The organism is Orlajensenia flava (assembly GCF_004801905.1).
Classification (GTDB): Bacteria; Actinomycetota; Actinomycetes; order Actinomycetales; family Microbacteriaceae; genus Orlajensenia; species Orlajensenia flava.
Window position 1 is genome coordinate 229022 of the sequence record NZ_SSSN01000009.1, and the last position, 12157, is coordinate 241178.

General features: G+C 70.4%; 10 protein-coding genes. 7 read left to right on the plus strand and 3 right to left on the minus strand.

Features of this window, described 5'->3' with window-relative positions; translation table 11 throughout:
* Nucleotides 1-28: 28 nt before the first annotated feature.
* Complete coding sequence (locus E6C70_RS12800) at nt 29-1363, plus strand: MATE family efflux transporter (protein ID WP_235833444.1); 1335 nt, start codon at nt 29-31, stop codon at nt 1361-1363.
* Between the two features lie 34 nt (nt 1364-1397).
* Here E6C70_RS12800 and E6C70_RS12805 read toward each other — a convergent pair whose 3' ends face one another.
* Both E6C70_RS12805 and E6C70_RS12810 read right to left on the minus strand, forming a co-directional pair.
* A complete protein-coding gene (locus tag E6C70_RS12805) occupies nt 1398-2612 on the minus strand; it encodes an amidohydrolase (RefSeq protein ID WP_136424923.1) in 1215 nt (404 codons plus the stop codon).
* Between the two features lie 273 nt (nt 2613-2885).
* On the minus strand, nt 2886-3950 hold the full coding sequence (locus E6C70_RS12810) for a LacI family DNA-binding transcriptional regulator (protein ID WP_136424924.1): 1065 nt from the start codon (nt 3948-3950) through the stop codon (nt 2886-2888).
* Nucleotides 3951-4126: 176 nt separating this feature from the next.
* Here E6C70_RS12810 and E6C70_RS12815 point away from each other — a divergent pair, with 176 nt between their 5' ends.
* The 6 genes from E6C70_RS12815 to E6C70_RS12840 all read left to right on the plus strand — a co-directional run bounded on the left by E6C70_RS12815 (nt 4127) and on the right by E6C70_RS12840 (nt 11751).
* Nucleotides 4127-5377 carry an MFS transporter gene (locus E6C70_RS12815; protein WP_136424925.1) on the plus strand — a complete coding sequence of 417 codons (1251 nt, stop codon included), beginning with the start codon at nt 4127-4129 and terminating at the stop codon, nt 5375-5377.
* 309 nt (nt 5378-5686) lie between these two features.
* Entirely contained in the window at nt 5687-6382 is a 696-nt protein-coding gene (nucS, locus tag E6C70_RS12820) for an endonuclease NucS (RefSeq protein ID WP_136424926.1), read from the plus strand.
* A 357-nt stretch (nt 6383-6739) separates the two neighbouring features.
* A complete protein-coding gene (locus tag E6C70_RS12825; RefSeq protein ID WP_207670129.1) occupies nt 6740-9127 on the plus strand; it encodes a pectate lyase-like domain-containing protein in 2388 nt (795 codons plus the stop codon).
* 111 nt (nt 9128-9238) lie between these two features.
* A complete protein-coding gene (locus tag E6C70_RS12830) occupies nt 9239-9928 on the plus strand; it encodes an HAD hydrolase-like protein (RefSeq protein ID WP_235833445.1) in 690 nt (229 codons plus the stop codon).
* Nucleotides 9929-9931: 3 nt separating this feature from the next.
* Nucleotides 9932-10774 (plus strand): SMP-30/gluconolactonase/LRE family protein, encoded by an 843-nt coding sequence (locus E6C70_RS12835; protein WP_136424927.1) that lies wholly within the window; start codon nt 9932-9934, stop codon nt 10772-10774.
* A gap of 335 nt (nt 10775-11109) precedes the next feature.
* Nucleotides 11110-11751, plus strand: coding sequence for a ScbR family autoregulator-binding transcription factor (locus E6C70_RS12840; RefSeq protein WP_136424928.1), 642 nt, complete (start codon nt 11110-11112; stop codon nt 11749-11751).
* 21 nt (nt 11752-11772) lie between these two features.
* Here the strand turns inward: E6C70_RS12840 and E6C70_RS12845 are convergent, their stop codons facing one another.
* Nucleotides 11773-12132, minus strand: coding sequence for a hypothetical protein (locus tag E6C70_RS12845; RefSeq protein ID WP_136424929.1), 360 nt, complete (start codon nt 12130-12132; stop codon nt 11773-11775).
* Nucleotides 12133-12157 lie beyond the last annotated feature (25 nt).

Genomic DNA, 12157 nt, shown 5'->3' on the forward strand with positions numbered 1-12157 from the left:
CGTCGGTGGCTTGCCCTAGCCTCGATGGGTGGATGCGACCCTTCGCCGCAGCGTCGATCGCGATGTCGCTCGGCTCGCACTGCCCGCGCTCGGCGCCCTCGTCGCCGAGCCGCTCTTCCTGCTCGCCGACGCCGCCATGGTCGGCCACCTCGGAGCGGTCTCGCTGGCCGGCCTCGGCATCGCCAGTACCATCCTGCAGACGATCATCGGCCTGATGGTCTTCCTCGCCTACGCGACGACGCCGGCGGTGGCTCGTCGGCTCGGCGCGGGCGACGAGCGTGGGGCCGTCGAGGCGGGTGTCGACGGGCTGTGGATGGCGCTCGCCCTCGGCGTGGTACTCGCCGTGGCGGGCTGGTTCGCCACTCCACTGCTCGTCGGCTCCTTCGGGGCAGAGGCCGCGGTGGAGGCTCAGGCGTCCGTCTACCTGTCGCTCTCGATGGCGGGACTGCCGGCGATGCTCATCGTCTTCGCCGCCACCGGCCTGCTGCGTGGGCTCCAGGACACGCGCACTCCACTCGCCGTCGCGGTCGGCGGCTTCGCGGTGAACGCGGTGCTCAACTTCGTGCTCATCTACCCGGTCGGGCTCGGCATCGCGGGCTCGGCGATCGGCACGGTGATCGCGCAGTGGGCCATGGTGGCCGCCTACCTCGTCGTCATCGCCCGGCATGTCACGCGGGTGGGCTCCCGACGGATGCCGCGCCACGCCGGCGTGATGAGCGGCGCGCGGGCCGGCGGCTGGCTGTTCCTCCGCACGCTCAGCCTGCGCGCGGCGATCCTGCTGGCGGTGTTCACCGCCACCGGCCTCGGCACCGATGAGCTCGCCGGCTTCCAGATCGTCATGACGATGTTCTCCACTCTCGCCTTCGCTCTCGACGCCCTGGCCATCGCCGCCCAGGCGCTCGTCGGGCGCGGACTCGGCGCAGGAGACGTGCCACTCGTGCGCGCCGTGCTCGGACGATGTCTGTTCTGGGGCGTCGGAGGCGGAGCGGTGCTCGGCATCGGGACGATCGCGCTCGCCTGGGTCATTCCGCCGGTGTTCACGAGCGCGGCATCCGTCGTCGACCTGCTGCCGCCCGCGCTCGTGGTGCTCGGCTTCGCCGTACCGCTGTTCGGCTACGTGTTCGTGCTCGACGGCGTGCTCATCGGAGCCGGCGACGCCCGTTACCTCGCCATCACCGGCGTGCTCAACCTGGCCGCCTTCGTGCCGCTGGTTCTCGCGGTCGGGGCATGGGCTCCGTCGGATGCGACGGGTCTCGCGCTCCTCACCGGCGCCTTCGCCATCGGCTACCTCGCGGCGCGTGCCGTCACTCTCGGCCTGCGCGCTCGGGGCGCGGCCTGGATGGTGGTGGGCGCCACCCGCTGAATGCGCTCAGACCCTCGGCATCGCGCGTGAGCCATCAGCCCAGCCATTCCCGGGCGACGGCGACGAGGGCGGCGACACCCGTCGTCAGGGTCGGCTCGATGACGGGTGCGAACTGGGCGGAGTGATTCGACGGGATGTCGGTGTCCAGCGTGCCCGCGGCCGCCGCACGGTCGTAGGTTCCCGGGTCCACGCACCCGAGCAGCCAGTACACCAGCGGGACCCCGGCCGCCGTGGCGAGCATGCCCACGTCCTCGCTGCCCATGAGCACGCCCGGGTCGATCACGCGAGGAGCGCCGAAGCGGCGGCGGAGCGCATCCGTCACCCGCCCGGCGGCGACGGGCTCGTTGACGGTCACCGGATACACCTCGCCGCTGCGGAACTCCGGCGCACGGGTGGCTCCCGATGCGTCGGACTCCGCCCGCACGATGCGACGCACCGACGCGTCGAGGCGCTCGCCCACCACAGGGTCGAAGCTGCGGATGCTCAGGCCGAGCGTCGCCTCAGACGGGATGATGTTGTTCTTGGTGCCGGCGTGCAGGGTGCCGACCGTCACGACGGCGGTGTCGGCGGGCGCCACCTCACGCGCGACGACGGTCTGGAGGCGCATCACCGTCGCCGCGGCCATCACCACCGGGTCGATCGTCTTCTGCGGGCGGGATCCGTGCCCGCCGCGGCCGAACATCTTCACGTGCAGCGTGTTGACGGCCGCCATGAACGGCCCGGCATGCACTCCGACGAGGCCCGCCGGGAAGGGATTCAGGTGCTGCCCGAGCACGACATCGGGGTGCGGGATGCGGTCGAACAGCCCATCGACGATCATCGCGCGCGCACCGCCCTCCCGCTCCTCGGCCGGTTGGAAGAGGGCGATCAGCGTTCCCGACCACTCGTCCCGCGAGGCGACCAGCTCCTCCACGGCGCCGATCAGGCAGGTGGTGTGCATGTCGTGCCCGCAGGCGTGCATGACGGGGACGTCCGTTCCGTCGGGGTCGACGCCGCGCGCGGTCGAGGCGTAGTCGAGTCCGGTGTCCTCGAGCACGGGCAGGGCGTCCATGTCCGCCCGCAGCAGCACCGTCGCGCCGTCGCCGTTCTCGAGAACGGCCACGACGCCCGTTCCGGCGATGCCGGTGGTGACGGCGAGGCCGGCGTCGCGCATCCGCTCGGCCACGATGGCTGCGGTGCGGTGCTCGTCGAACGACAGCTCGGGGTGGGAGTGCAAGTCGCGGTACAACTCATCGAGGGTGCTCGGCATGCACTCCACTATTGCGCGGATGCCGCCAGCAGCGTTAGCGGAGTGCCGATTCCGGCGCTCACTTCGGGTCTTGCACTGCTCCGACGGACGGATTGTCGCCCCGCCCTTCGCGTCGCCGACCCGCCCGACCGGTTGCTCACGCTCGCCCGCCCCGGCCTCCGCGTCTCCGCAGCTTGCGTCGCTGCCCAGCTCGCGCTGCTCCACCGGACAGATGCACGCGCCGCGGCGGCCGCAACTGTCCGATCGAGCAGCGTCATCCCCGCGTCCGCGAGTTCAGGCTCGGGGTGGCGCGGTCGTTCCGCCGCGGTGGAACGTGCTGGTGAACCGAACGGACTCCGGCCGCTCGCCGGCGAGCATCCGTACCACCGCGTCCCCGGCCGCCCTGCCCTTGGCCTGCGACGGCTGCGAGAGGGTGGTGAGGTCGTAGTCCAGGCCGTCAACGGCCACCCCGTCGAACCCGACCACGCTGACGTCCCCGGGCACGGTCAGCCCGAGCTCCTCGGCCGCACGGATGACCCCGGCCGCCAGCAGGTCGCTCTGAGCGATGATCGCGGTCGGCCGGTCACCACCGCCGCCGTCGCCGAGCAACTCGCGCCCCGCGATGACGCCTTCCTCGACGTAACTCGCCGCGGTGACCACGCCGCGCGCATCCGGGAAGACATCCCACGCACCCCGCGCACGCTCGATCGCCGTCTCGACGGTCGACGCGTCCACTCGCGCGGCCGTCAGGGGTCCGCGGGCACGGGACGGCTCGAGCGGCAGCGCCACGATGGCCACCCGCTCGTGCCCGAGCTCGCGGAGATGCTCGGCGCCGAGCCGGGTCGCCTCGCGGTTGTCCAGTGCGATCTCGGGAACGTCGTCGCCGGCATCCCCCTCGATGACGACGGCCGGGATGCCCCGCTGCGTGAGCAAGGCGACCGAGCGCTCGAGCGTGGGGCTGCAGCCGAACAACACGACGGCGTCGAGTGGCGCCGTCTCGAGGCTGACCGGGGTGTCGCTGCCGGTCGTGCCCGTGAGCAGCAGCATGGCTGCGTCGATCTCGCCGATCGCCTCGGCCACGCCGTCGAGCATCGCGATGTTCACCGGATCGCGGAACGCCTCGCTCACGCGCTCATCGATGACGACCCCGACGATGCCGCTCCGGCCGCGACGCAGCGACCGGGCGCGCGGGTCGGGTCCGGCGTAGTGGAGCTCCTTCGCGGCGGCCAGCACCTTCTCGCGGGTGGCACCGGAGACCGGCCCGGTTCCGCTGAAGGCGAGCGAGGCGGTGGATGGCGAGACCCCGGCCCGCGCGGCCACATCCGCCAGGGTGGGTCGGGATGCCGTGTCGGTGTCCATGAATCCTCCGGCGATGAGGCTGCGGGTGGTGACTGTCGGGGGTGCCGCTTCAGTGTGACGTAGGCGATCGAGGCCGATTCCGGCTTGACCGTCTGCGTCTGGCTCGATATCTTAGTCGAATCGATTCGATCGAATCGATTCGACCCCATCAGCCTCCTCAGCAGCCAGGATTAGCAATGTCGCACGCCACCCCCGACACCTCCTCGACCCCCGTGACCCGCTCACGTCGAGAGCTCGTGGCGTGGCGCAATGCGATCTTCGCCATCTTCTTCCTCAGCGGCCTGTCGATGGCCACCTGGGTCGCCCGCATCCCGGCGGTCCGCGACGACGCCCACCTCGCCCTCGTCACGGTGGGCTTCGTCATCCTCGGCATGTCGATCGGTTCCGTCATCGGCCTCATCGCCGCCCCGTGGATGATGGCCCGCCTCGGCGCCCGCCGCTCGATGATGGTCTCCCTGTTCATCGTCTCCGTCGGCCTCGTCATCGTCGGTATCGGCAGCACGGTGTTCGGCTCGCTGCCCGTGCTCATCATCGGCATGGCGTTGCTGGGGTTCGGCAACGGATCCGTCGACGTCGCCATGAACGTCGAGGGCGCTCTCGCCGAGCGAGCCAACGGCAAAACGCTCATGCCGCTCATGCACGCGTTCTTCAGCTTCGGCACGGCGGCCGGAGCCGGCATCGGCGTGCTCGCATCCGCCATCCGCCTGCCCGTGCTGTGGAACTTCAGCATCGTCGCCGTCCTCGTCGCCATCGCGATCGTGGTCGCCGTGCGTTTCGTGCCGGTCGATGCCGACGCCGAGGACACGGTGGCGGATGCGCCCAGCGTGCCGTGGCGGGAGCGGGTCCGCGAGAACCTGTCCGCGTGGGGCGACGTACGCCTGCTGCTCATCGGCGTGATCATGCTCGGAATGTCGTTCGCCGAGGGTGGAGCCAACGACTGGGTGGCTCTGGCCGTCGTCGACGGTCATGGCGGCGACAACACGTTCGGAGCCGTGGTGTTCGGCGTCTTCACGATCTCGATGACCGTCGCCCGTGTGCTCGGTGGCCCCGTGCTGGATCGCTTCGGTCGCGTCCCCGTCCTGCGGGTGTGCGCCGCGATCGGCATTGTCGGGCTGTCGCTGTTCATCTGGGGATCGGAGCCGTGGATGTACATCACGGGCACGGTGCTCTGGGCCCTCGGATGCGCGCTGGGCTTCCCCGTCGGCATGTCGGCGGCGGCCGACGACCCCAAGCGTGCGGCTGCCCGGGTGAGCGCCGTGGCCATCATCGGCTACTGCGCGTTCCTCGCGGGCCCGCCCCTGTTGGGCTTCCTCGGCCAGCACTTCGGCATCCTGAACGCCCTCATTGTGCTGCTGGTGCTCATGGTCGCCTCGGGAATCGCCGCCCCCGCCGCCCGCGAGCAGGGCACCCGCGCGCCGCGCGCCTGACGCTTACGCGGCTCAACCAGGCCGAGCGTGCTGGTGTTCGCCCGCGCCGAGCGGGCTTGAGAGTCTTCCCCGCGCCCACCGCTGCCCTCACGTCCACGCCCGCGCCTACCGCAGCCTCCCGCCCTCCGGCCGTTGCACCGGCCTCCCCGTCCTCCGCGCCACTTCAGCGCCTACCCGCTCGCGGTCCCCGCACCTCCCCGTCCTCCGCGCCTTTTCACCGGCCTCCGCGCCAGTTGAGATGGCGCGGGGCCCGGCGAAGTGGCGCAGCGCGCCGGAGATCGCCCGCATCCGCCCGCCTAGAATCGACGGATGCGCCTCGTCATCGCCCGCTGCTCCGTCGATTACGCGGGCCGACTCTCGGCGCACCTGCCGCTCGCGACGCGGCTGCTCATGATCAAGGCGGACGGCAGCCTGCTGGTGCACTCCGACGGCGGCAGCTACAAGCCGCTCAACTGGATGAGCCCGCCATGCACGCTCACCATCAGCGAGCCGAGTGACGAGCAGCGCGAGGCCGGCGTGAGCGCACTCTGGACGGTCAGGCACGCAAAGACCGACGACCTGCTCGTCGTCTCGCTCTACGAAGTGCTGCATGATTCCGCGCACGAGCTCGGGGTCGACCCGGGCCTGCAGAAGGACGGCGTGGAGGCGCACCTGCAGAAACTGCTCGCCGAACAGATCCACCTCCTGGGCGACGGGCACCGGCTCGTGCGTCGGGAGTACATGACGGCGATCGGGCCGGTCGACATCCTGGCGACGGATGCGGCGGGCCGCTCGGTCGCCGTCGAGCTCAAGCGCCGAGGCGACATCGACGGGGTCGAGCAGCTGACGCGCTACCTCGAGCTGATGAATCGCGACCCGCGTCTTGCGCCGGTCGCCGGGGTGTTCGCCGCCCAGGAGATCAAGCCGCAGGCCCGCACGCTCGCGGAAGACCGCGGCATCCGCTGCGTGGTGCTCGACTACGACGCGATGCGCGGAATCGACGACGGCATAGCCCGCCTCTTCTGACCGGCTTCCCGGCCTCCTGGTCCGCCCGCCCCATACCCTTCCCCCCGCCGCCTCCACCTCCGCCGCCTCTGGTCTCTGAGTTGACGCAAAACGTCGGCTTCCGCCGCTCGCACCGACGATCTGCGTCAACTCGAGTACCGCCGATATGCGTCGACTCGAACAAAAGGGGCCACGCCGCACGACGCGCCGCCGTAATCCGCCGGCAGAGCCATCCCATCCGACGCAATCCGAGAATTTACTTACATCTCAGTAAGTGTCCTCGCTAGCATGTGCAGCAGTGCGCCCTGAACGGGGGCGCCGTTCAAGGGAGAACATGCCGTGTCTCGAGCTCTTCGAAGCGTGGGGGTGGGCGTCGCGGTGGCAGCGGTCGTCGCCGGATCCAGCGCTTTCGCCCTACCGGCCCTGGCCGATCCGAGCGGGCCGGACTTCGGTCCCAACGTGACCGTCTTCGACCCGAGCTGGTCGACCGACGACATCAACGCCGCCTTCGTCGCGGCCTCGCACGAGAGCGAGTTCAGCCAGAACCGGCACGCGTTCTTCTTCAAGCCCGGCACCTACGGCAGCGCGGCTGGCGAGAACGACCCGGCGACGGCCACCGACATCGTCAACGGTCAGATCGGCTACTACACCTCTGTCGCCGGACTCGGCGCGACCCCCGATGACGTCACCATCAACGGCGCCGTCCACTCGGAGGGCCGAGCTCCGACCGACCGCTGCCCATGGGACGGCGGCGAGGGCGACACCGCCCTGACCAACTTCTGGCGCTCACTCAGCAACGTGGCGATCAACCCCATCCAGCGACCGGTGGCCGACGACCTCGGCCAGCCGGGCGCCTGCTATCCGCCCGCCCTGTTCCCCGAGGGTGGAGCGGATGCGCACCAGATGCGCTGGGCGGTCTCGCAGGCAGCGCCGCTGCGTCGGGTGCACATCGAGGGCAACCTCTCGATCTTCCCGCACTTCGGCGGCTACTCCAGCGGCGGCTTCCTCGCCGACAGCAAGATCGACGGAACCGTACAGGCCGGCTCGCAGCAGCAGTGGTACACCCGCAACTCCACCATTGGCGGCTTCGACGGCGGGGCGTGGAACATGGTCTTCTCGGGCGTCCAGGGCGCCCCGGCGCAGAACTTCGCCGAACCCAAGACCGGCGGAGGCACCGGCATCGTCACGGCTGAGGACACCACTCGCGTCAGTCGCGGTGCGCCGTATCTCTACCTGGACGGCAATGACTACAAGGTCTTCGTGCCGAAGGCGGAGGCCGACTCGAGTGGCCCGGACTGGTCGACGGATGCCGCTCACGGCGACTCCATCGACATCGCCGACTTCTACATCGCCCACGAGGGCGACTCGGCGGCCACCATCAACGCGGCGCTCGCGGCGGGCAAGAACCTCCTGCTGACGCCCGGCGTTTACCACCTCGCCGACACGCTCCACGTCACCCGCGCAGACACGGTCGTGCTCGGCATCGGCCTGGCATCACTCACGCCCGACAACGGGACGTCGGCCATCGAGGTCGGCGACGTCAGCGGCGTGAAGATCGCCGGCATCACCGTCGACGCCGGCGCCACCAACTCGGCGACCCTCATCAAGGTCGGACCGACGGATGCCGCGCACAGCGAAGCAGCCGACCCCACCACGCTCTCCGACGTGTTCATCCGCGTCGGCGGACCGTGGGCAGGCAACGCCACGACGAGCATCGAGGTCAACAGCGACCACGTGCTGCTCGACCACATCTGGGCCTGGCGAGCCGACCACGGCCTGGGCGGCAGCGGAACCTGGACCGGCAGCACCGGCGACCACGGCCTCGTGGTCAACGGCGACGACGTGACGGCGACCGGCCTGTTCGTGGAGCACTACCAGAAGAACCAGGTGCTCTGGAACGGCAACGGCGGATCGACCACCTTCTACCAGAGCGAGATTCCCTACGAGGTGCCCGACCAGGCCTCGTGGATGGACGGCACACGCAACGGCTACGCCTCATACCGGGTGGCCGACTCCGTCACGAGCCACCACGCGGTGGGAATGGGCGTGTACTCCTTCTTCAACCAGGGCGTCCCGGTGCTGCTCGAGAGCGGCATTCAGGCGCCGAAGTCGAAGAACGTCACGTTCGAGTCGATGACGAGCGTCTTCCTCAGCGGATCGGGCGGCATCTCCCACGTCATCAACGACGCGGGTGCACCCGTCATCGGCAGCTACGCCACAGCACAGCTCGCGAGCTACCCGCCGGCGGACACCACCGCTCCGACGGTCGCGCTGACGGCGACCCCCGCCGCACCGAACGGCAGCAACGGCTGGTACACCAGCCCGGTCACGCTCACCGCATCCGGAACCGACGACTACACGCCGGGACCAACCTTCGAGGCGAGCGTCGACGGGGCGGCCTGGGCACCGCTCACGGGCTCGGTGACACTGGCCGACGGCAACCACACCGTGCTGGTGCGGTCGGTCGACGCCTCGGGCAACACGTCAGACGCGGTCACGTGGACCGGCAAGGTCGACACGAAGGCGCCGAAGGTGTCGGCGGGCGGCAAGGGCAAGACGGTCGTGCTTACGGGAACGGATGCCGGTTCCGGCGTCGCGACCATCCAGTACGCCGACTCGCTGACGGCCGTGCTGAAGGGGCAGTGGAAGACCTACACCGGCCCGATCACCCTTCAGCCGGGCCTGCGCATCGTAGCCTTCCGGGCCACGGATGTCGCCGGCAACACGTCCAAGCTGGACGCCGTCGTCAGGGTCGTCCTGCGCTGATCGAAGCACCATCATCGACGGGACCGCCCGGGCCGAAACGCCCGGGCGTTCCCACCCCCCGAACAGGAGTTCTCGACCATGCACCCAGATTCCTCGCCTACCATTGCGGGCGTGAGTACTACCCCGATCCTTTCCCCTCCCACGGCGGCCACCCGAACCTGGACCGCCGTCCTCTTCGACCTCGACGGCACCATCCTCGACTCGGCGCGCTCCATCACGGGCGCCCTCGAGGTGACCTTCACCGAGCTCGGCCTGCCGGTTCCCACCCAGGACGAGCTGATGGCTTACGTCGGCCCGCCTCTGCTCGACTCGCTCAAGAGCCTCGCCGGGCTGAGCGACGCCGACGCCTGGAACGCCCTCGCGCTGTACCGCTCGCACTACGAGAAGGACGCGACCCGCACGGCCGTCTTCCCCGGCGTCGCCGGACTTCTCGAGCGCCTGCAACGGGCCGGCATGCCCGTCGCTCTGGCCACCAGCAAGCCCGAGCGCGTCGCCCGCACCCTGCTGGAGCACTTCGGCCTCACGAAGTACTTCACCGCGATCGCCGGAGCATCCGACGATGAGTCGCGCAGCGCCAAGAGCGACATCGTCGCGGATGCCATCGAGCACCTGCGTCACGCCGGTGTCGACACCGAGCGCGCCGTCATGGTCGGCGACCGCGGCTACGACGTCGTGGGCGCGGCAGCCAACGACATCCCGACCATCCTCGTCGAATGGGGCTACGGCTCCCCCGTCGAGGCGGTCGAGGCGATCTCCACGGCGCACTCGGTCGACCAGCTCTGCAAGAAGCTGCTCGGCTGACCCGTGCGCGCCGACAACCTCACCGGCCGCATCACGCACCACGGCGAGGGACCGGTGTGGTCCGACACCTGGGGCGGCCTCCGGCTCGTCGACATGATGGCCGGTGAGCTCGTCACGGTGACGGATGCCGGCATCCGTCACCTCTCGGTCGGCAGCCCGGTCGCGGCGTTCCATCGGCCCCGCGTGGGTGGCGGCTACGTCGTCGCGATCGAGCGCGGAATCGCCCTGAGCGACGACGTCGACACCCCGCCGACGCGGTCGGTCGAGCTGTGGACCGACCCCGAGGTGCGCATGAACGACGGGGGCGCCGACCCGTCCGGTCGCCTCTACGCCGGGTCGATGGCGTATGACGAGGAAGCGGGACGCGGATCGCTGCGGCTGATCGACGTCGACCTCACCGCGCGCACCATCCTCCCCTCGGTCAGCATCTCCAACGGCATCGCCTTCTCCCCCGATGAGAGCCTGTGCTACTACGTCGACACGCCGACCGGGCGCGTCGACGTGTTCGACCACCTCGACGGGGAGCTGGTGAACCGCCGCCCGTTCGTCGAGATCGACCGCGGACACCCGGACGGGCTCACGGTCGCGGCGGACGGCAGCGTCTGGGTCGCCCTCTGGGACGGCTCGGCGGTGCACGGATATTCCGCCGATGGCATGCTCGCATCCGTGATAGAGGTCGCCGCCCGACAGGTGACCGCGTGCACCTTCGGCGGACCCGACCTGGCAACCCTGTTCATCACGACGTCGCGACAGGGACTGGCGGATGGCGACGACCCCGCGGCCGGGTCCGTGTTCGCAGCGCGACCGGGCGTGAGCGGCCTGCCCGTCCTCCCCTTCGCCGGCTGACCTCCCGGCGCCGCAGACGCGCGCTTGTCAGCCCGGGACCAGTCGCGGAGGCCCGCTGCCTCCCGTGACGGTTCAGCGGATGCCGCGTGCGACGGCGGCCGGGCCATACGGGGCGGCCCCGTGACGGGTCCGCGGATGCCGCGTGCAACACACCGGTCCGGCCCCGCGGGGCGGCGGCGGGTTGCATCCGAGATCCGCTGACCGGTCGCGGGATGGACGGCCCGGGCGGCCGACATCCGACCGAGTAAACCGAGCGGGCTGTTTTCTGGCCGCCGCCCGAGGACGCGTTACGCTGAGATCATCCCGACCCGCTCCGACCGCCACCAGGAGAATCCGTGCCGCAACAGGAGCGCGCTCGCATCACGCGAGAGCGGGTACTCGAGGGGGCGGCGCGCGTCTTCGCCCGCGTCGGCTTCGCCGGGGCCTCGCTGAGCGACATCACGGCCGAGGCCGGCACCTCCAAGGGCGCGCTGTACTTCCACTTCACGTCGAAGGAGCACATCGCCCGCGCCATCGTCGACCACGAGCAGAACCTCGCGAAGGAGTCGGCGACCACGGTGATCGCCGCCGCCGCGAGCCCTTTGGAGGCCGCGATGGGGCTGTGCGGGGACTTCGCGCGTCTCGTCGCGAGTGACCCCATCATCCGCGCGGGGGTGCGTCTCACCTCGGAGGCGGGCGAGTTCGATCCGCCGCTCACCTCGCCGTTCGAGGACTGGTTCATCGCCCTCGAGCAGCTGTTCTCAGCCGCCGTCGCGACCGGACAGGCCCGCGCCGATCTCGACGTGCCCACCTTCGTGCGGTTCGCCATCCCGGCCTTCACGGGAGTGCAATTGGTATCGGGCGCGCTCACGGACTACGCCGACTTCGCGCAGCGCGTGCGGGAGATGTGGCTCTTCCTGCTGCCGGCCGTCGTCGCGCCCGAGCGTCTCGGCGACGTCGTCGCCGCCCTCGACCGGGTCCTGCCCGCGTCCGCCTGACGCCTCGCGCCCTCCGTCGCGTCAGCCGGTGACGTCGACCGTGAAGTGCAGCACGTCACCGCTCGACGTGTTGGTCATCGTCACGTCGGTCGTGCCGACCATCTTGGCGCTGAACCCGGGGTTGAAGGCGGTCGATCCGTCGTCGTGGCCGGCCACGAAGGTGAGGACGCGATCATCCGTCATCTTCGCCTCCCACGAGGCGTAGGTGTTCTCATCGCCCGTGATCACGAGGGTGCCGGGAAACGGGACCGTCACCGTGGTGCCGTCCACCGACCCGACGTCGGCCATGATCGGCGGGAGCGCGCTGGTCGGAGTGGCCGGCTGGGTCGTGCTGCACGCCGCCGTGGCGAGGGCGGCTGCGGCGATGATCACGACGGCCACGCGCCGAGAGATCCTTCCCCGACGA

Coding starts and splice junctions, on each gene's coding strand:
- E6C70_RS12805 (WP_136424923.1), bottom strand. CDS start 2,612: ATGCCGAGCACCCTCGATGAGTTGTACCGCGACTTGCACTCCCACCCC.
- E6C70_RS12810 (WP_136424924.1), bottom strand. CDS start 3,950: ATGGACACCGACACGGCATCCCGACCCACCCTGGCGGATGTGGCCGCG.
- E6C70_RS12815 (WP_136424925.1), top strand. CDS start 4,127: ATGTCGCACGCCACCCCCGACACCTCCTCGACCCCCGTGACCCGCTCA.
- nucS (WP_136424926.1), top strand. CDS start 5,687: ATGCGCCTCGTCATCGCCCGCTGCTCCGTCGATTACGCGGGCCGACTC.